This window comes from bacterium, assembly GCA_035691305.1.
Lineage (GTDB): Bacteria > Sysuimicrobiota > Sysuimicrobiia > Sysuimicrobiales > Segetimicrobiaceae > DASSJF01.
Map to the genome: position 1 here is coordinate 19,077 of DASSJF010000050.1, position 19,679 is coordinate 38,755.

17 protein-coding genes are annotated in these 19,679 nt (G+C 71.5%); 9 read left to right on the top strand and 8 right to left on the bottom strand.

Features of this window, described 5'->3' with window-relative positions:
• Position 1: 1 nt before the first annotated feature.
• Positions 2 to 562, bottom strand: a complete 561-nt coding sequence (locus VFL28_08900; protein ID HET7264776.1) for a thioredoxin family protein — start codon at positions 560 to 562, stop codon at positions 2 to 4.
• Positions 563 to 690: 128 nt separating this feature from the next.
• On the opposite strand from VFL28_08900, the gene VFL28_08905 reads away from it, so the two are divergent.
• Complete coding sequence (locus tag VFL28_08905) at positions 691 to 1,827, top strand: mandelate racemase/muconate lactonizing enzyme family protein (protein ID HET7264777.1); 1,137 nt, start codon at positions 691 to 693, stop codon at positions 1,825 to 1,827.
• 66 nt (positions 1,828 to 1,893) lie between these two features.
• Here VFL28_08905 and VFL28_08910 read toward each other — a convergent pair whose 3' ends face one another.
• A complete protein-coding gene (locus VFL28_08910; GenBank protein ID HET7264778.1) occupies positions 1,894 to 2,238 on the bottom strand; it encodes a DUF971 domain-containing protein in 345 nt (114 codons plus the stop codon).
• A gap of 122 nt (positions 2,239 to 2,360) precedes the next feature.
• On the opposite strand from VFL28_08910, the gene VFL28_08915 reads away from it, so the two are divergent.
• Entirely contained in the window at positions 2,361 to 2,894 is a 534-nt protein-coding gene (locus VFL28_08915; protein ID HET7264779.1) for a (2Fe-2S)-binding protein, read from the top strand.
• Positions 2,894 to 5,191, top strand: coding sequence for a xanthine dehydrogenase family protein molybdopterin-binding subunit (locus VFL28_08920; GenBank protein HET7264780.1), 2,298 nt, complete (start codon positions 2,894 to 2,896; stop codon positions 5,189 to 5,191). Before VFL28_08915 ends, VFL28_08920 begins: the two co-directional genes overlap by 1 nt.
• Positions 5,192 to 5,308: 117 nt before the next feature.
• On the opposite strand, the gene VFL28_08925 is transcribed toward VFL28_08920, so the two are convergent.
• Genes VFL28_08925 through kduD form a run of 3 tightly spaced genes read right to left on the bottom strand, consistent with a single transcriptional unit; the run spans position 5,309 to position 8,435 of the window.
• Positions 5,309 to 5,674, bottom strand: a complete 366-nt coding sequence (locus VFL28_08925; protein ID HET7264781.1) for a VOC family protein — start codon at positions 5,672 to 5,674, stop codon at positions 5,309 to 5,311.
• Positions 5,675 to 5,709: 35 nt separating this feature from the next.
• Positions 5,710 to 7,689 carry an O-antigen ligase family protein gene (locus tag VFL28_08930; GenBank protein ID HET7264782.1) on the bottom strand — a complete coding sequence of 660 codons (1,980 nt, stop codon included), beginning with the start codon at positions 7,687 to 7,689 and terminating at the stop codon, positions 5,710 to 5,712.
• On the bottom strand, positions 7,674 to 8,435 hold the full coding sequence (gene kduD / locus VFL28_08935) for a 2-dehydro-3-deoxy-D-gluconate 5-dehydrogenase KduD (protein HET7264783.1): 762 nt from the start codon (positions 8,433 to 8,435) through the stop codon (positions 7,674 to 7,676). The genes VFL28_08930 and kduD overlap by 16 nt, the downstream gene beginning before the upstream one ends.
• A gap of 88 nt (positions 8,436 to 8,523) precedes the next feature.
• On the opposite strand from kduD, the gene VFL28_08940 reads away from it, so the two are divergent.
• From VFL28_08940 to nagZ, 6 genes are all read left to right on the top strand, one after another.
• On the top strand, positions 8,524 to 9,792 hold the full coding sequence (locus VFL28_08940) for a sugar ABC transporter substrate-binding protein (protein HET7264784.1): 1,269 nt from the start codon (positions 8,524 to 8,526) through the stop codon (positions 9,790 to 9,792).
• Positions 9,793 to 9,858: 66 nt separating this feature from the next.
• Positions 9,859 to 10,833, top strand: a complete 975-nt coding sequence (locus VFL28_08945) for a sugar ABC transporter permease (GenBank protein HET7264785.1) — start codon at positions 9,859 to 9,861, stop codon at positions 10,831 to 10,833.
• 55 nt (positions 10,834 to 10,888) lie between these two features.
• Positions 10,889 to 11,680: a carbohydrate ABC transporter permease gene (locus tag VFL28_08950; GenBank protein HET7264786.1), complete on the top strand. Its 792-nt coding sequence runs from the start codon at positions 10,889 to 10,891 to the stop codon at positions 11,678 to 11,680.
• A complete protein-coding gene (locus VFL28_08955; GenBank protein HET7264787.1) occupies positions 11,677 to 13,173 on the top strand; it encodes a DUF4127 family protein in 1,497 nt (498 codons plus the stop codon). The genes VFL28_08950 and VFL28_08955 overlap by 4 nt, the downstream gene beginning before the upstream one ends.
• On the top strand, positions 13,173 to 14,186 hold the full coding sequence (locus VFL28_08960; GenBank protein ID HET7264788.1) for a GNAT family N-acetyltransferase: 1,014 nt from the start codon (positions 13,173 to 13,175) through the stop codon (positions 14,184 to 14,186). Before VFL28_08955 ends, VFL28_08960 begins: the two co-directional genes overlap by 1 nt.
• A gap of 59 nt (positions 14,187 to 14,245) precedes the next feature.
• On the top strand, positions 14,246 to 15,760 hold the full coding sequence (gene nagZ / locus VFL28_08965) for a beta-N-acetylhexosaminidase (GenBank protein ID HET7264789.1): 1,515 nt from the start codon (positions 14,246 to 14,248) through the stop codon (positions 15,758 to 15,760).
• A gap of 44 nt (positions 15,761 to 15,804) precedes the next feature.
• Here the strand turns inward: nagZ and VFL28_08970 are convergent, their stop codons facing one another.
• The 3 genes from VFL28_08970 to VFL28_08980 all read right to left on the bottom strand — a co-directional run bounded on the left by VFL28_08970 (position 15,805) and on the right by VFL28_08980 (position 19,677).
• The gene (locus VFL28_08970) at positions 15,805 to 16,983 is read right to left on the bottom strand and encodes a ribonuclease H-like domain-containing protein (protein ID HET7264790.1); all 1,179 of its coding nucleotides are present in this window, start codon (positions 16,981 to 16,983) and stop codon (positions 15,805 to 15,807) included.
• The gene (locus VFL28_08975) at positions 16,970 to 19,225 is read right to left on the bottom strand and encodes a DEAD/DEAH box helicase (protein HET7264791.1); all 2,256 of its coding nucleotides are present in this window, start codon (positions 19,223 to 19,225) and stop codon (positions 16,970 to 16,972) included. Before VFL28_08975 ends, VFL28_08970 begins: the two co-directional genes overlap by 14 nt.
• A 290-nt stretch (positions 19,226 to 19,515) precedes the next feature.
• Positions 19,516 to 19,677 (bottom strand): hypothetical protein, encoded by a 162-nt coding sequence (locus VFL28_08980; protein HET7264792.1) that lies wholly within the window; start codon positions 19,675 to 19,677, stop codon positions 19,516 to 19,518.
• Positions 19,678 to 19,679: the final 2 nt, after the last annotated feature.

Below are 19,679 nucleotides of genomic sequence, written 5' to 3' on the forward strand. Positions count from 1 at the left end.
CTCAGTCCCCGTACTTCTCGCGCAGCCGCCGCGAGAGCCTCAGCATCAGCTGGATCCGCTCGAACTGTTCCACCCATTCCGCGGTGACGGCGCCGAGGAGCGCGGGCCCCGGCGGCACGATGCCGGTCGGGCAGGCCGGGCCGAGACGGTCCGCCGCCATCTGCCGGTAGGTGGCCAGGGCGCGGTCGCCGTACCGGCCGCACTCCTGATCGTCCTCGCTCAGAAAAACGACGACCGGCACGCGCTTGCCGAGGTTGATCATCACGGCCTCTTGGGCCGCGGCGTGCGCGTCGCGGTCGACGTAGCGCACCCTGATCTTGGCGTTCTGGTGCGCGATGTGCTCGAAGACGGGACACTGGTTGACGCAGTCGCCGCACCACGCGCCGGCGATGACGAGCACATGCATCTCCCGGACGAACCCGGCGAGCAGCTCACGCTGCTCCCCGGTGAGCGCGACCTTGTCGTAGACGCCCTTCCACCGCGCCTGATGCTCCGCGGTGCCGTGGCGCTTCAAGAACTCGTCGTAGCTCAGTCCTTCCGCGAACTCGCGGCTCCAGTCCATGCGCGCCTCCCTGTCGGAACGCTTCGTCCCCTATTCGAACGTTGCCCACGCCGGAGGTCATTCCCTCGCGCCGCCGCGGCCGGCCGCCGGGAGAGGGTCTGCCGCCGGAGCGGAGGAAGAAAGCGCGAATGAAGATCGCCTCGGTCACGTGCACGCCGATCGCCGCGAGGACCCCGCGCCCGGTCGAGTTTTCCATCGGCACGTTCCCGACATTCTACGCCGCGATCGTGCAGGTGCGCACCGACGACGGCCTGGCCGGCGCGGGCGAGTGCATCGTGCGCCGCGCGCCTGAAGTGGTGACGACGATCGTCGACCGGCTGCTCGCGCCGCTCGTGCTCGGCCGCGATCCGTGGGATGTCGAAGGGCTGTGGGACGAGATGCTCGCGCTCCTCCGCCGCTGGGGACATTCACGCGGCTTCGTGCTCGAGGCCATGAGCGGAATCGACACGGCGCTCTGGGACTTGCTGGCCCGCGCCGCCGGTGTCCCGCTGTACAAATTCCTCGGCGGCGCCGGCCGCGAGCGGGTGCGCTGCTACATCTCGAAGGTGTACTTCGACGAAATCCCCCGCATGGCGGAGGAGGCGCGCGCGCAGGTGGCGCGCGGCTTCTCGCAGGTGAAGGTCCAGCTCGGATGGCCGGCCCCGCGCGGCGGGGAGCGGGCCGACGTCGAGACGGCGCGCGCGGTGCGCGCGGCGGTCGGGCCCGCCGTCGCGCTGATGTTCGACGCGAACGGCGCCTACGACGCGGGCACCGCGGTGCGCGTGGGCCGGCAGATCGAAGAGCTCGACGTGACGTGGCTCGAGGAGCCGGTGCCGGCGGACGACCTCGACGGGTACGCGCACCTCCGCCGTTCGGTCCGCGTGCCGCTTGCGGCGGGTGAAACGGAGTTTGGTCTGTTCGGGTTCCGCGACTTGATCGCACGGGGCTGTGTCGATGTGCTGCAGCCGGAGGTCGCGCGGATCGGCGGTATTACCCCGGCGCGCCGGTTGTGGGCGCTCGCCCACGCCCACAATCTTGCCTACGCTCCGCACACCGGTTTCAGCGGCGGAATCGCGCACCTGGCGTCGCTGCACCTCGCGGCCGCGGCGCCCAACTTCTTCACGTACGAGTACATGGGGACGGCCTACGTCGAGAATCCCCTGCGGGAGATCTTCACCACGCCCTTCCCCGTTCCGCGGGAGGGCATGATCGCGCTGCCCGGCGGCCCGGGACTGGGCCTCGAGCTCGATCCGGAGAAGCTCGCGCGGTTTGCGGTGAGACCTTAGCCGCGGGGTATCGCGCGGAGCGGACGGCCTATCGCGGCAGGCTCCGACGTCGCCGCATACCGACGGCTAGTCCCCGCGTTCGCGGGGGGCCTCGGCGCGGGCCCTCGTGCAGTCCTCGCACTCGCAGATGTTGCGCAGCAGCGGAAAGGTGTATATGCCGGTCATGTGGCCGTCCGACCAGGTAAAGCGCAGCGCGTAGGCGCCTACGCGGGCGACCTCCTTCGGGTGCACGCTCTCGGGCACACGCTTCGGGTCGAGAAGCCGTTCGCCCGTCCACTCGTGCACGCACATGGCGCACGGACACGCTTGGCGGAGGCGCTTGTAGCCGTAGCGGCTCACGTGGCCGTCGCTCCACGTAATGCGCAGCTCGCGCGCGGCATGGTCCTCGCCGATCTCGGTTGGGACTGGCATCGCGCGGCGGGCCATCGCGCCGTTAGTGTAGCACGCCGCGGCCGGGCGCCGGCGCGCCTCCGAAGGAGCGTGCGCGGACCGGCCAGAAATGGACGCGCATCCCCGCCCGCTAGGAGGGTTTCATGCCGACTCATGCCTCGCCGGATGGTCCCCTGACCGTCACCGTGACGGTGAACGGCAGGGGCGAGACGCTGAGCGTGCCGGCGCGCCGGAGCCTGCTGCACGCGCTTCGGGAAGATCTGCATCTCACCGGGACCAAGGAAGGCTGCAGCGTCGGGACCTGCGGAGCGTGCACGGTGCTGCTTGACGGGCGGCCCGTGTTCTCATGTCTCATGCTGGCGGTGCAGGCGGAGGGCCGCGCCGTGGAGACGATCGAATCCCTCTCGCGCGACGGGGCGCTGGCGCCCGTCCAGGACGCGTTCGTCCGCCACGACGCGCTGCAGTGCGGCTTCTGCACGCCGGGGCAGATCATGGCCCTCGAAGGGCTGCTGCGCCGGACCCCCCGGCCCTCCGAAGAGCTGGTCCGCCGTGCGTTGGAGGGCAACGTGTGCCGGTGCGGCACCCAGCTGCGCATCCAGGAGGCCGCCCGCGAACTCGCCGGCCCCGGCGCCGCCGGCGCATCCCGCCGGCCGGTCCCCGACGGGGGAAGCCGCTGATGCCGAAGATCGTCAAGCAGAAGATCGAGTTCGAGGGCCGCGTCGAGGAGCGCGAGGTCGTCATCGAAGGCGACGACGTCCCGATTTGGGCGGCGGACCAGCCGCTGCGCGTGGTCGGGACGCCCGTGCCGCGGGTCGACGGCGCCGAGCGCGCGGCCGGCACCGCGGAATACACCGCGGACCTTACTCCCGCCGGCCTGGTCTTCGGTGCGCTGCTGCGCTCGCCGCACGCCCACGCGAAGATCCAGCGCCTCGATACCGCGCGCGCCGAGCGGGCGCCGGGGGTGCGGCTCGTCCTGTCCCACCTGAACACGAAGGGGATCCCCTGGTACAACGGACTGAGCACCTTGTTCGACACGGAGCTGCGGTACGCGGGTGAGGAAGTGGCCGCGGTGTTCGCGGACACCGCGGCGTGGGCGCGCGACGCGCTCGATCTTATCGACGTGGACTACGAGGTGCTGCCCCACGTCGTCGATCCGGAGGCGGCGCGCGCGAAGGATGCGCCCAGGATCCACGCGGCGGGCAACGTCCTCGGCGGTGACGCCGAGCGGTACGCGCGCGGCGACGTCGAAGCCGGGTTCGGCGCCGCCGCGGCGACGGTGGAGCTGCGCGCCGAAACGCAGGACGTGCTCCACCACAGTATGGAGACCCACGGTTCCATCTGTGAATGGACGGGCGGGCGCCTCACGATCTACGACTCGACGCAGCACATCTTCGGCGTCCGCCGCCAGGTCGCCGCCGCGCTGAAGGTCCCGCTCGACCACGTGCGGGTCGTCAGCCGGTTCATGGGCGGCGGGTTCGGCAGTAAGAATCAGGCCTCGAAGTACACGGTCCTCGCCGCGCTCGCGGCGCGGCGCCTCGGCCGGCCGGTGAAGATCATGTTCACCCGCACCGAGGAGAGCATCGCCGCGGGCAAGCGGCCGCGGAGCGCGCAGCGCATCCGGCTGGGCGCGGCACGCGACGGACGCCTCGTCGCACTCGACTACTGGGGCATCTCGGGCCTCGGCGCCTATCGGGCGATCGGTACGCCGCTTGCCGGCCCGGCGAAAGAGTTGTACGCGTGTCCCAACGTACGGACGGAGGTCTGGAACGTTTTCACGAACACCGGCCCGAGCGCGGCTTTTCGCGCGCCGGGATACGTCGAAGGGACCGTCGCGCTGGACTGCGCGATGGAGGCCCTGGCCGACCGTCTCGGCATCGATCCGCTGGAGATGCGCCTCCGCAACTACGCCGAGGCCGATCAGGTCCTGGGCCGCCCCTACTCCAGCAAATTCCTGCGCGAGGCCTACAAGCTGGCGGCCGATGCGGCCGGCTGGTCCCGCCGAGCTCCGACCCCCCCGTCGCCGGTCCGGTCGGGCGCGCCGCGCCGCGGGTTCGGAATGGCATCGCAGATCTGGGGCGGCGCGGGGTCTCCGCCCGCCTACGCCGAGGTCCGGCTCAACCCCGACGGGACGGTCGACATCCGTATCGGCACCCAGGATATCGGCACCGGCGCCCGGACCGCGCTCGCGCAGATCGCCGCCGAAGTGCTGACGGTGCCGATCCAAAAGATTACCGTGCGCCTCGGCGACACGGACTTTCCGTACAGCCCGCTCTCCGCCGGCAGCCAGACGATCGCCTCGTGCGGCCCCGCCGTTCGCATGGCCGCGGAGGAAGCGCGCCGGCACCTCGTCGACACCGCGGCGTCGGTGCTCGAAGCCGCTCCCTCTGACATCCGGCTGGACGCGGGCAGTCTATCTGTGGCCGGCGTACCCGACCGCAAGATCGGTTTGCACGAGCTCACCGGCCGGATGAACAACTTCACGATCGCCGGCCGGGGCTTCCGCGGTGCGAACCCCGACGGCGTGACGATCCGCACGTGGGGCGCGCAGATCGCGGAGGTCGAGGTCGACCCGGAGACCGGCGAGGTGCGGGTCGTCAAGATCACGGCGTGCCACGACGTGGGCCGCGTCATCAATCCGATGGGGTACGTGAGCCAGATCCACGGCGGCGTCATCCAGGGCCTCGGCATGGCGCTGTACGAGGATCATGTCACGGATGCCGACAGCGGAACGGTGATGGACCTCGGCTTCGACACCTACGCGATGCCGCGGCAGTCCATGATCCCGGAGATCGAAGCGCTCGCCGTGGGCCGGCCGGACCCGATCTCGAACAACCTTGGAGTGAAGGGCGTCGGCGAGCCGCCGATCATCCCGACCGCCGCGGCGATCGTGAACGCGATCGCCAACGCCGTCGGCGTACGGGTGGTGTCGCTGCCGGTGACCCCGGCCAAGATCGTCCGCGCGTTGCGCGCGTAGACCGGCGCAGCGCCGAGCGCAAGGCGCGAGGCGCCCGCGGGGGCGCCTCGCCGGTCGTGCTGCCGCTGACGTTCGTGGAGCCGCCATCGCTCGAGACGGAGATCGATCGGCGAATTCTCAGGCCGGCTGGAACAACTCGATCACGTTCCCCGACGGGTCCTCGCACAGCACCTGACGCCCGCCCGGACCGGTGAGGATCTCGTTTCTGAACGGGACCCCCGCACGCCGGAGGCGTGAGACCAGCGCGTCGAGACCGTCGACCTGGACGACGAACCGATTCCATCCGCCAGGCTCGGGCCGGCGGCCGTCCGGCATCGGCCGGGACGCCGACGCCTTGGGTCCCGCGAGCCACAACGTCAGGTCGTCCCGCTCGAGAATGGCCATGTTGGGTCCGAACTGCCGGAGCAGCACGAAGCCGAGGTGTGCGGTATAGAACGCGACCGCCGCGTCCACGTCGCGGACGATGTATCTGATCGACGCCATCTTCCGTCCCTCCGCCTTGGCAGTCCGCGGGCGCCTTACGGGGACGCTTTCAGGTCTCGCAGCGCGCGCTCGACCTCGCCGAGCTGGGCCTGCGACACGGCGTAGCGGTCGCCCTGCCCTTCGTGGTGCTCGATCAACACGAGCTCCACGGGGTACAGCCGCGCGGCTTCTTCGTACGCGGTCCGCGCGCCGCTCTTGTCCCCGGTGAGTCTCAGCGCGTCGCCGAGCCACAGCCGGTAGCGCGGCGCGTACGGGTCGAGCCGGACGGCGTCCCGAAACGCCGCCACCGCTTCGGGATAGCGGTGCTCGTCCCGCAGCAGGCGGCCCAGCTCCGCACGGGGATAGGCGTCCCAGGCGTTGTCCGCGATCGCCTGCTTGTAGTAAGCGGCCGCGACGTCGCGCATCGACGCCCAGGGTCCGAGGTCGGTGTTCAGCCGCCGGCGGTATAGGTCGGCGGCGAGGTCGCCGACGTACGCGGGGATGACGCTGTTGAGGGGGTCGAGCGGCAGCGCGGCCCGAAACGTCTTCACCGCCTCGGTGAACTGCAGCCCGGCCACCTGCTCGGACGCTTCCGCGTGCAGCACCGTCGCGACGACCGGCGGCACCAGGAGCGGCGGCAGCGCGGCGAAGATCACGGCGAGCGGCAGCACGAACAGCCGCTGCCACAACCTGAGCCCGCCGCGTTCCTCGCGCACGGCGTGGGCGGCCACGACGGCGGCCAGCGCGACGAGCATAGTCAGGTTCGTGATCACATAGAGGTTCTCGTCGACGATGCTCGTGACGCCGATGCCGGCGGCCGCGGCCGCCGCGGTACCGAGCCAGATCCTGTCCTCCGCACCGCCCGTCCGGTAGCGGTCCGCCGCGCGCCACACGCCCCACAGCAGGGCCGCGCAGAGGATGCCCGCGCCGGCGGCACCGGTCTCCGCCAGTACTTGAAGATAGTCGTCGTGGGCCGACCCGGGGACGTTCAGCAGTGCGTACGTCGCGAGCACGTCGGGCGGCCGGTACGTCGAGTACACGACATTGAACGTCCCGAGCCCGGTGCCCCAGACGCGGTGCTCGGCCCACACGCGCCGCGCCGCGCGCCAGATGAACCGGCGGCTCGTGACCGTGTCCTCCTGCGCCGGCGTCAGGCTCTGCGCGCGGAGTCCAACGGCGGGCAGCCGCGCGATCGCGACGCCTGCGACGACCACGATCAACAGCAGCACCCACCACGCCCGCCGGCGGACCGGGACGAGCGCGACCGCGTCGGCGGCGACAAATGCCGCAAGCCCGGCGTACCCTCCGCGCGAGTAGGTCAGCATCATGGCCAGGGTCTGCGCGACCAGCGCCGCGGCCGCGACCGGCCGGAGGAAGACCGGCAGCGACATGGCGAGCGCGGCGGCGGCGGCGATGCCGAACAATAGAAAGCCCGCCAGCACGTTCGGGCTGCCGAGCGTGCCGTAGACGCGGGTGTGAATGATGTCGGCGAACGACGGGCTCAGCCAGTAGGCCGGCGTGGGAATGCCGGCCGCGTACTGGCGGAGGCCTTCGACGGCTTCCCAGCACGCGAGGCCCGCGAGTCCCGCGAGAAACACGTGCGTCTTGATGCCGTCGTTCAGCACCATCAACAGGCCGAGACCGAACACCGCGACGGCGGTGACGAGAAACACCTCTTCCCGCGTGGCGTAGAGGTTGGCCGTGTGCGCGAGCGAGAACAGGCACAAGGCGACCACCGCTCCAAGCCCGACGAGCGCCGCGCCGGGCAGCGCCCGTCCTCCGAGCAGGCGGCGGAGGCCGCCCGCCGCGCCGACTGCCAGCGCCGCCTGCTCGAAGACGAGCAGCGGGACGCGGTGCGCGAGAAAGCCGGCCGCCGGCATGAACGTGAGCCCCGACCCGGCGGCCCAGCCGAGCAGCGCAAGGGCGCCCAGCAAGATGACCCAGTCCAGGACCTCGCCCGCCGCGGCGTGAAATGCGGGCGGGGCGCCGTCCCTGCGGGTCTCCTCAGCGGGAGTCGCGTCTACCGCGCGAGCCATCCGCCGTCCACGGCCAGCACGTGGCCGTGCACGTAATCGGACGCCCGGGACGCGAGGAAGACCGCGGCGCCGGCCAGGTCGTCGGGCCGTCCCCACCGCCCCGCCGGAATGCGGGCCAGGATCGCCGGATTCCGCTCGGGATCGTCCCGGAGCGGGCGCGTGAGGTCGGTTTCAATGTAGCCGGGCGCGATCGCGTTGACGTTGATCCCGTGCGGCCCCCACTCGTTGGCGAGCAGCTTCGTGAGCTGGGCGACCGCGCCTTTGCTCGCGGTGTACGCGGCGATCAGGATGCCGCCCTGAAAGCTCATCATCGAGGCGATGTTGATAATCTTCCCGCGGCCGCGCGGCAGCATCTCGCGGGCCGCCTGCTGGCAGAGGCTGAACACGGCGTGGAGGTTCACCTGCAGGACGCGGTGCCAGTCCTGGGGCGTGACGTCGACGGCCGGGCCGCGAACGCCGGTGCCGGCGTTGTTGACAAGGATGTCCACGCGGCCGAGGGCGCGCACCGCCTCGGGAATCACGCGGTCGACCTGCGCGGGGTACGCCAGGTCCGCCGCGACCGGCACGCACCGACGCCCGAGACGCTCGATCTCCGCGGTGACGTCTTCCGCGGCCGCGCGGCCGACGAGCGCCAGGTCGGCGCCCGCCTGCGCGAGCCCGAGCGCGAGGCCGCGCCCGATCCCGCGCCGCGCGCCGGTGACGACGGCCACCTGGCCGCGGAGGTCGAACCAATCGACACCGCTCACGCGTAAGAAGGTTCGGACCCATCTGCGGCGGTCCTCCGCGCGGGCGAGTATGGTACCATCCTGGTAGATGCGACAGAGGAGTTTTCGCATGCCGCGCCGGTTCGTCCGCGTCGCCGCCCTCGCCGCCGTGCTCGCCCTCGCCGGGACGCTGCTGCCGGGGCCGGGCGCCGCCCGCGCCGCCGGCCCCACCACCATCGAGTTTTGGACGATTTCGCTGCAGCCGTTCTTCACCAAGTTCATCACGGGGATGATCGACGACTACCAGCGCGCGCACCCGGACATCCGGATCCGCTGGATCGACGTCCAGCCCCAGGCGCTGGATCAGAAGCTCCTGTCCGCGATTGCCGGCGGGGTGCCGCCCGACGTCGTCAACCTCAACACCGAGACGACGCTGCGGCTCGCGGAGGCGAGGGCGCTGGTCGACATGGACGCCGCGGTGCCGCCCGCCGCGCGAGACCGCTACTTCCCGAACATCTGGGGCTCGATGCGGCTCGACGGACATGCCTACGGCGTGCCGTGGTACGTTACCCCGGACGTCCTCGCATACAACCAGGCGCTGTTCCGCAAGGCCGGGCTCGACCCCACGAAGCCGCCCGCGACCACCGAGCAGTGGATCCGCGCCGCCGCGGTGATCAAGAAGAAGGCCGGGGTCTACGGCTTCATGCCGAACGTCGACGGCATCCGGTTTCTGAAGGTGTTCCAGGAGGAGGGCCTTCCGGTGCTCGGCCCGGACCGGAAGCACGCCGCGTTCGGCAGCGCCGCCCACGTCGCGCTGCTCGCCCGGTACGTCGACCTTTACAAGCACGATCAGTTTCCTGACGATACGCTGCGGCGCGGCTACCTCGGCGCCACCGAGCGCTTCGGGGACGGCCAGCTGGCGATGCTGACGACCGGGCCGCAGTTTCTGCTGCGCGTCCGCAGCGACAACCCCGACGTCTACAGGGACACCGCGGTCGCCCCGGCCCCGATGGGCCGCGGCGGGGTGCTCGACCTGCCGACGATGGACCTGGCGGTCCCCGTGGCGAGCCGCCATCGCAACGAGGCGGTCGCGTTCGCCCTCTACGTTACGAACGACGCGAATCAGCTCGCCTTCTGCAAACAGGTCGTGATCTTTCCGTCGACGAAGGCCGCGGCCGCGGATCCGTACTTTACCCGCGGTGGATCGACGCCCGAAGACCGGGCGAGGCTCGTCGCGGTTCGCGAGCTCGGCCAGGCGAAGGATCTCACCGTCGTCGTGCCGCACAGCGATGAGCTGTACCGCGTCTTCCGCGAGGCGATCGAAAGCGCGTTCTACGGCAAAATGAGCGCGGGGCAGGCTCTCGAGTGGGCCGTCCGCGAGTGGAATCGCCGGCTCTGATGCCGGCGGACCGGCTGACGCCGGAGTCGCCGGAACGGTCACATTGCAGCCGGACTCGCCGATACCATGACAGGACAGCCGGACTCGCCGGCCACCGCGTCACCAAGCCCCGCGCAGGCGGTCGGCACGCGGCCGCTCTCCCGCGCCCGGGCGCTCCGCGGGCGGCGGCAGGCGCTGGCGCGCACGGCGATCGCGTATCTCTTCCTCGCGCCGGCGCTCGTGCTGCTCGCGGTGTTCACGTTCTATCCGGTCATTTTCGGGACGGCGCTCAGCCTCTTTGACTACAATGTGATTTCGCCGCCGCAGTACGTCGGCCTGAGCCAGTTCGCCGCGCTGTGGCAGGACCGGTACTTCTGGACGGCGCTGCGTAACAGCGCGATCTACCTCGCCGTCGTGCCGGCCCTGCAGCTCTCCGCGATCGTGCTGGCGCTCTGGGTACGGCGGCCGCTGCGCGGCATCGCCTGGTTCCGGGTGGCCTACTACGTCCCGGTGGTCACGTCGATCGTCGTCGTCGGGTTGATGTGGCGGTGGCTGTACGACGAGGCCGGCCTGCTCAACTATGCGCTGCTGCGCATTGGCCTGATCCACGCGCCGATCCACTGGCTCAGCGACCCCGGCCTCGCATTGTACTCGGTAATGCTGGTGACGTGGTGGAAGGGCGTCGGCTATTACATGGTGATCTACCTCGCCGGGCTCGAAGCGATCCCGTCGTACTACGATGAGGCGGCGGCGCTCGACGGCGCCGGCCCCGCGGCGCGTCTGTTCCACGTCACGATCCCGCTGCTGCGCCCGAGCATTCTGCTCGCCAGCACCATTTCGATCCTGGCGGCGCTGCGGGTCTTCGAAGAAGTCTACGTCATGACGGGGGGCGGCCCGATCTTCTCAACGTACACGATTTTCTATTATATGTTCGACCAGGCGTTCAATTCGCTGCACCTGGGCTACGCCGCGGCGATCGGCGTGGTGCTGGCGGCGATCACCATGGTGTTCTCCGCGCTGAACTTCCGCCTGATGCGTCGGGGAGGGCTCTCCTATTACTAGCCCCGCCCGGCCTCCCCGGGCCCGCGCCGCCCGTCGCACGGCGGAGGCGGCGGGAATGTACGCCCTGCTGAGCGCGCTCGCGGTCGTGACGGTGTTTCCGTTCCTCTGGCTGCTCGCGACCGCGCTCGGCTCGCGCGGCGCCGTCTTCGCTTTTCCGCCGGCGCTGATTCCCAACCCGCCCACGCTCGCCAACTTCGCCGGCGTCTGGCAGACGATGCCGGTGGGCCGGTTTTTCGTGAACACGGTGTACATCACCGGTGTGGGGATCGTGCTGACGCTGCTGGTCAGCGCGCTGGCGGGCTACCCGCTGGCCCGGATGCGCTTCCCCGGCCGCGACCTGATCTTCTACGCGATCGTCGGCAGCCTCATGCTGCCGCAGCACGTCGGGTTGATCCTGAACTTCGTCACGATGATGCGCCTGCATCTTGTGGACACCTACGCCGCGGTCTATCTGCCGAGCCTCGCGAGCATCTTCGGGATCTTCCTGCTGCGGCAGGCGTACCTCGTGGTGCCCGCGGAGATCGAAGACGCCGCGCGCATCGACGGCGCCGGCGAGCTGCGGCTGTGGTGGCAGGTGATGCTGCCGCTTGTCGCGCCGGCGCTCGCGACGCTCGCGATCGTGGAGTTCTCCGGCTACTGGAACTCGTTTCTCTGGCCGCTCATTGTGTTGAAGTCGCCGGACCGGTATCCGCTGGCCGTTGGGCTGCTTTATCTCTCCGGTCTCTTCGCGCACAACACCCGCTACGTCGCCGCCGGCGCCGTCCTGATGACGGTGCCGGTGATCGTTGTGTTCGTCGCGCTGCAGCGGTATTTCTTGCGCGGGATCATGCTCGGCGCCGTCAAGTGAGGGCCGCCTTCCTGCCGCTCGACGAGCGGCCCGTTACGCGCGACGCGTTTCTCAAGCTCGCGGCGGTCGCCGGCGCGGAGGTCGTGACGCCGGCCCGCGGCCAACTGGGGAGCCTGAAGCGTCCTGCAGACGTCGACGCGCTGTGGGCTTGGCTCGAGGGGCCGGGCGCGGCCGCGGACGTCGTCATCGCGTCCGCGGAGCTGTTGATTTACGGCGGCCTCGTGCCGTCGCGGGTGGGGCGCGAGCCGCTCGATCGGTGCCTCGCGCTCGCATCGAGATGGCGGGACCTACGCCGCGCGGCGCCGGACAGGCGGCTGTATCTGTCTGCGAGCAACCTGCGGCTTCCCAACAGCGCGGATGCCACCGAGGAGCCCGACTACTGGACCGAGTACGGCCCGCAGATCTTCGCGCTGAGCTTCCACGCGGACCGCTACGAAGCGACCGGGGACGCCGCCTCGCGGGAGCGCGCAGCGCAGGCGGCCGCGGCCGTGCCGGCCGCCGTGCTCGCGGATGTGCGGTGGCGGCGGGCTCGAAATCTCGCGGTCCTCCTCCGGCTGGTCGACCTCGCCGGCGCGGAGGTCTTCGACGGTTTGCTCATCGGGCAGGACGACGCCGCCGAATACGGGTGGACCCGCCGCGATCTACGAGCCGTCGCCGCCGCGGTCGAAGAACGGCGCGCCGGCGCGTGGGCGTGGGTTACCTACGGCACGGACGAGCTGACGGCGCGCCTGCTGGCGCGCGCCGTCGTGACCGGCCGCGGTAGGCCCCCCGCGGTTCGCGTCACCTACTCGGCGCCCGCCGGCCGCGGCCTGATCCCCCGGTACGAGGGACAGGCGCTCGATTTGACCGTCACGTCGCACATCGTCACCGCGGGATGCCGCCGCGTGGAGCGCGATCGGCCGGACCTCGCGCTCTTCGTCCACAACTCGCCGGGCGACCAGTTGGAAGCGCCGGATCAGGAGCCGTATCCGGCCGCGGAACTCGACGAACTGTTCGGCGCGCTCGGCCGCGCCGCCGCCGACAACATCCCCTGCGCGCTGGCCGACGTCCGCTACAGCAACGGTGCCGACCGGACGCTCGTGGAGCGGCTGCTCGGCGCGCCGCGCGCGTTCGGCGTCTCCGCCTACGGCGGATGGAACACGATGAGCAACACGCTCGGGATGGCGCTCGCGCAGGCTCTCCTGTCCTCCGAGCCCGGCGCGTCGCGGGACGCCAACCGTGACTTCACGATCCTGCGGTTGCTCGACGACTGGGGCTACCAGGCAATCGTCCGCCAGCGGCTCGCGCGCGAGGTGCTGCCGCGTTTCCCGGGCGCGGCGGCGCCGGACATCGGCGCGGCGTACGAGGCCTGTGCCGGGGCGGCGCAGCGGTGGCTGCAGGAGACCTGTGTGCCGCCGATCGCCCGGTCGTTCGGGGTGCCGCTCGGGCTCGGCACCCCGGGGTTTCCCTGGAACCGGTTGTTCCACGTCGCCCTCGAGATCCGTGTCGGCTGATGGACGCGGCGCGCCGCCGCCGGGCGGGCGTCGATCTCCGGCCCTTCGACGCGGGCCGGATCGGCGACATTGTTGCGCTGTGGAACGCCGCCTTCGCTCCCTCGTTTCCGCTGCGCGAAGTACTCCTCCGGCAGAACATGCTCCTCGACCCGCACTTCGACCCCGCGGGCGCCTGGCTCGCCTGCGACGCGACGGGCGGCGGGCGTCTCGTCGGTTGCGCGGTCGCCAAGGTGGCGCGCGAGCCGCTCGGCGCGGACGGGCTGCGCCTCGACCGCGGCTGGCTCAGCGTTGTCGCGGTCCACCCCGGGCACCGGCGGCGCGGCATCGGCACGGCGCTCGTGCGCGCCGCGGAAGCGTTTCTTCGGGCGCACGACCGCCCGACCGCGGTCCTCGGCGGCGATCCCGCGCACTTCTTCCCCGGGGTGCCGGACGGGTCCGGCGCCCCGGAGTTCTTTCAGACGGCCGGCTACGCGCTGCGCGGCGAAGCCTACGATTTGCGGCGCTCGCTTGACGGCTATCGAACGCCGGAGACGGTGACGGCGGCGCGCGCGGCGAATTCCGGCGTCGAGGTGCGGCCGCTGAGGGCCGGCGAGGAGGCCGCGCTGCTCCGGTTTCTCGACGCGGTCTTCCCCGGTCGCTGGCGGTACACCGTCGCGCGCTTTCTGGAGCACGGGGGCCCCGTCGACGATGTCATGGGCGCCGTCAAAGGCGGCGAGGTCGCCGGCTTCGCGATGCTGTTTCACCCGCGCTCCTGCTGGATCGGCCCGAGCATCGCCTGGGCCGGGCCGTCCGACGGAGCCCGCCCGGCCGAAGGCGGCCTCGGCCCGATGGGGCTCGCGCCGGAACTGCGCGGTCGCGGGCTCGGCCACGTGCTGCTCGACCGCGCGATGGTGCACCTCGCCACGCTCGGCGTGCGGGAGATGGTGATCGACTGGACGATTTTGCTCGATTTCTACGGCGCGCTCGGGTTCGCGCCGTGGCGGCGATACCGGCACGGCCAACGGGTGCTGTGACGCCGGCCGGTCTCGCGGCCGGCCAAGGTCGTGATGACGCCCACAACGGAGGCACGCGCGTGACCGCGGATCAGGTCGGACAGCTGTTCATGGTTGATTTCACCGGCCACGCGCCGTCCGCGGAGGTCGAGCGGTTGATCCGGGAGGGTGTCGGCGGGATCGTCCTCTTCGAGAAGAATGTGGCGGAGCCGGTCCAGATCGCCGCGTTGACCAACGCGCTGCAGGCGGTCGCCAGGGACGCCGGCCGCCCGCCCGTGCTGGTCGCCATGGACCAGGAAGGCGGCCCGGTCGTGCGCCTCCGCGCCGGCGCGACGCATTTCCCGAGCGCGATGGCGTTCGGCGCGGCCGGCAGCGAAGCGCTTGTCGCGTCCGCGGCCGGCATCACGGCCCGCGAGCTGCGCGCGGTCGGCGTGCAGATAAACTTCGCGCCGGTGCTCGACGTCAACACAAACCCGCTCAATCCCGTCATCGGCGTGCGGTCCTTCGGCGAGGACCCGGACCGCGTTGGACGACTCGGGGCGGCCGCGGTTCGCGCGATGGAGGTCTCCGGCGTGGCGGCGACGGTCAAACACTTCCCGGGCCACGGCGACACCGTCGTCGACTCGCATCTCGGCCTGCCGCTGGTGGCCCACGACATGCGCCGGCTCGACCGCGTCGAGCTGGCGCCGTACCGCCAGGCGATCGCCGCGGGCTGCGCCGCGGTCATGACGGCCCACATCGTCTTCCGGGCGCTCGATCCCGACCGCCCCGCGACGGTGTCGTCGGACGTTCTCGGGTTCCTCCGCGAGCAAATGGGCTTCGGGGGTGTGCTGGTCACCGACTCGATGGCGATGAACGCGATCACGGAGTACGCCCCGCGCGGCGAGGCCGCGGTGCAGGCGGTGCTGGCCGGGGCGGACATCGTGCTCGCCTGCGGCGAGCTCGACGCGCAGCGCGAGGCGCTCGACGCGGTGCGCACGGCGGCGGAGAGCGGACGCATCCCGGCCCCGCGGATCGCCGAGGCCGCCGCGCGCGTCGCCGCGCTCAAGGAGCGGTTCAGGCTCGCGGAGCGGACCACGGTCTCGCTCGAGGACGTGCCGCGGCGCGTCGGCGTCCCGGCCCACCTCGTCGTCGCGGACCGGGTCGCCGAAGCCGCCGTGACGGTCGTCCGGGATCCGGAGGGACTGCTGCCCGCGCGCAGCGGATCGTTCGCGGTCGTGGACGGCGCCGCGGGCCGGGGCGCCGCCGCCGGTCTGGCGGAGGCATTTCGCGCGGCGGGCCGAGAGGCGGCCGTGGTCCCCGGGACATTCGCCGGACCGGCCGACCCGGGCGGGGTGCGCGTGGTGCCGGTCGGACACGCCCGGCGCGATACGCCGGAGACGCGGGCCGCCGCGGCGCGCGTCGCGCATGCCGCGGCGGCCGCGGGACCGATCATCGCCGTCGCTACGGGCGCGCCCTACGTGCTCACCGAGGTGCCGCCGCGGGCGACGTGCGTCGCCGCCTACGGTGACGACCCGGCGTCGCTTCGCGCCGCGGCGCGTCTGATCGCCGGTCTGGTTACGGCGCAGGGCGTGTTGCCGGTCTCGCTGTCGTAGGGCGCGCCGCGGCGGCGGGCCGGCGCACTGAGGCCGCGGTTCGGTTAGCGGAGCCGGGCGAGCCGCTTTGCAAGCCGCGCCGCGGGCGCGGCGAGGCCGAGGCGCGATGCGATCTCCAGCGCTTCGCCCGCGGCGCCCCGCGCCGCGGCGACATCCCCTGCGCGCGCGCGGATCTTGGCGACTTCCTCCAGCACGTGCGCCCGGTAGAGATCGGCCGCCTGCCAGGATGCCACCTCGGCTTCGAGGCGCCGGCGCCGCGCCGGCTCCGCCCCCGTGAGCCGGTACGCGCGGCTGAGCCGCCGCAGCGCGCGCCAGCGATCGCGGGGTGCCGCCGCCGCGTCGACCGCGCGGTCGAAGCACGCCGCCGCCCGCCCGCAATCGCCGCGTCGGAGGAGCAGCATCCCCGCGCCTTCCCAGTCGAACCGCACCCGCGAGGCCTCCAGATCGTGGAGCGTCCGGAGCACCTCGCCGTGCAGCGCGACCATCGCCAGCAGATCGGCGCGGTTGTGGGCGATCACCGGATCGAGCGCGGCGCGGTCGCCCGATCGCAGATACTCGACGTAGATGCCGGGGATCAGCCACCCGGGAACGTCGTTGTGCCGCGGTGCGCCGACGATCTCCGCCTCCAGCGTGCTCAGCCGGTACGTGCCGAAGACGCGGTGCCAGAGGCGGCGCGCGGGCGTGATGAGATCGGTGTGGACCTCCGGCGAGGCCGGGCGCTGGCGCGCGAGGACGAACCGCGCCTCGAGGATCGGCCAGTCGAACCGCCGGCCGTTGAACGTGACGAGGTGCGGCCGTCCCGCGAGCCGTTCGCCGACCGCGCCGAGGAGATGCGCCTCCGACCGGAGGCGCCGCAGCAGAAACTGCTCCGTGACGAGCACGTCGCCGTCCACGTAGGCCAGCCCGATCAGAAACGCGTACGTTCCGGTTCCGCCGGCGAGCCCGGTCGTTTCGGTGTCGAGCCAGACCATGCCGGCGGCCGCCCCCGCGTGCTCTTCGGCGACCCAGCCGATGCTGGCGCCGATCTCGACGCGCCCGTGGCGGTGGCCGAGGGCATAGCGCGCGCGGACCACTTCGACGCCGTCGCCGCCGGCGGCGGTCGCCGCGGGCCGGTGGGCCGGCGCCGGTACCGAACGACCTGTCTTGTCCCTCGGCGCGAGGCCCGCCCCGTACCGGCGGAGCCGCTCGCGAAGCGCGTCGACCGCGGTCTCAGGCAGGGACACAGACGTCGCGCAGCAGGCGCAGCGTCCGGCGTTTCGGGTCCGGACCGAGGCCGAGGACGGGACCGACGCAGGACGGGCAGCCGGCGTCGCAGCCGCAACCTTCGATCAGCGAGGCGGCGGTGTCCAACAGGTCGCGCCGCAGCGCGAACAGCCGCTCCGCCTGCCCCACCCCGCCCGGGATCTGCTCGTAGACCGTCACCGTCGGCTCGCCGGTGTGCGGCGAGCGCGTCTCGGCGAGCGCGCCGAGGTCGCGGGGATCGCACATCAGATAGAGCGGCGCGACGTTGTGCAGCGCGTTGGCCACCCCGAGCAGCGCGCCCTGCAGCGTGTCGTTGTCGAGGTCGGCGACGCGAGACCGCGGGAACACCCACCAGGCGCCGGTCGTGTGCAGCGTCGTCTCCGGCAGGTGGATCGTGCCGAAGCCGACGTTCTCGTGGTTGGAGAGGGTCAGTTTCTTGAAGATCGTCGGCCGGAACGTCACCGTGACTTCGCCGTGCGCCGCGTCGTCCGCCTTGGCGAACTCGGCCATCACGCGCAGGTCGGTCGCGATCTGGGCGTCGGTGTAGTAATCGACGTCGACCCGCCTGACGTAGGCCTTCCGTTCCTCCCAATCGAGCCGGTCGACGTGGTACTGCTGGCCGAGGTGGATATAGATCGCGTCCTCGTGGACGAACGCGGGCGCCGACGCGAGGTCGATCTCGCCGATTACGCGCGGGCGCGGGTCGGTCGTGTCGATGATCACGACGTTCTCCTGGCTCGCGCTGCGCAGGCTGACGTCCTCCGCCGGGTACGCCTCCGCGATGTAGTGCCAGGCGTCGTCCTCGTGGTGCAGGACGCCGGCCTCCTCGAGGTACGCGAGGATCTCCGGCAGCGTGTTGGGCCCGAAGGTTTCGCCGTCGCGCAGGGGGAGTTCGAACGCCGCGCACTTGAGGTGGCTCGCCAGCACCAGCAGGTTGTCGGGGTTGGTGCGGGCTTCTTCGGCGCCCTGGCGCAGCAGATAGTCGGGATGGCGGACGATGAACTGATCGAGCGCCGCGCTGGTTGCGACCAGGACCGCGAGCGCCCGCTCGCGCCGCCGGCCGGCCCGGCCCATCTGCTGCCAGGTGCTGGCGATCGTGCCGGGATAGCCGACCAGCACCGCGGCGCTCAGCTGCCCGATGTCGATGCCCAGCTCGAGCGCGTTGGTGGCGGCCACCGCCCGCACCGCGCCGCTCCGCAGCCCCGCCTCGATTTTCCGCCGCTCCGAGGGCAGGTAGCCTGCGCGGTAGCCGCAGATCGCGTCGGCGGACAGCGAGCGTCGCTCGGCGGCCGCGCGCAGGTACGTGGTGAGCAACTCCGCGGCGAGGCGGGATCGGGCGAAGAAGATCGTCTGAATCCGGCCGCCCAGCAACTCGCCGGCCAGCGTCACGGACTCGCGCACTGCGTCGATGCGGATGCCGAGTTGTTCGTTGACGACCGGCGGATTGTAGAAGCCAACCACGCGCTCGCCGGAGGGCGCGCCGTTGCGGTCGATCAGCGCCATCGTGCGGCCGGTGAGGCGCTCGGCGTGCTCTTTCGGGTTCCCGATGGTGGCCGAGCAGCAGATGAACTGCGGCGTGCTGCCGTAGAACGCGCAGATCCGCGCGAGCCGCCGCAGCACGTTTGCGAGGTGGGAGCCGAACACGCCGCGGTAGTGATGCAATTCGTCGAGCACGACGTACCGGAGGTTCTCGAACAATCGCAGCCACTTCGTGTGGTGCGGCAGGATCGCGGTGTGCAGCATGTCGGGGTTGGTCACGACGACGTGTCCCGCCGCCCGGATCGTGCGGCGCGCGTCCGCCGGCGTGTCGCCGTCGTACGTGAACGCGCGCACATCGGCGCCGAGCAGGTGAATCAGCGTCTGCAGCTCGTCCACCTGATCGGCGCCGAGCGCCTTCGTCGGAAAGAGGTACAGCGCGCGGGCCTGGTGGTCGCGAAGGGCGGTATCGAGCACCGGCAGGTTGTAGCAGAGCGTCTTGCCGGACGCAGTCGGGGTGACAACGACGATATCCGAACCTGAACGGACGCGGCTGTACGCCTCGGCTTGATGCGAATACAACCGGGTGATCCCCGTGCGGCCGAGCGCCTCGGCGAGCCGCACGTCGATCCCGGAGGGAAAGGGTTCGTATTGGGCCGTGCGCTCGGGAATGGTGTGCCAGGCCGTGAAATGCGACGAAAAGCGCGGACGCGCGCGCAGCGCTTCGATGATCTGGTCCAATGTCATGCGGCAGCTCCTGCGTCAACGGCGCTCGGGCGGGGTCGATCGTCCCCCGAACTGACGTTCGCCAATAGTGGCCTCTTTCCTGTCGCGGCGCGACATGAGAGTGTCGCGGGCGCCGTGATCGTGCTGCCGTGTGATCGGGACGCGGGGTCGTCTATGACCGGTTGCGCGCGGCTTTCGAGCGTAGCGGCATCGCCTTGTCGGAACCGGACCTGCGGATCGCCGCCGTCGCCCTGGCGCGTTCCCTGATGCTTGTCACCGGCACCGTCCGCCGTTTCGCGGCCGTTACATCGTCAGCGCGGGACGCCCTGGAGCGCCCGCAGGTACTGGATCTGGCCCGTGTGGTACGCGTCGTGCGTGATGGTCCGGACGATGCGCATCGCGATCGCCTGCCGGTGCCGGCCCTGGTACCAGTCGATCGCGCGCGAGAGGCCCGCGTCGTCGAGTGCGTGCACGC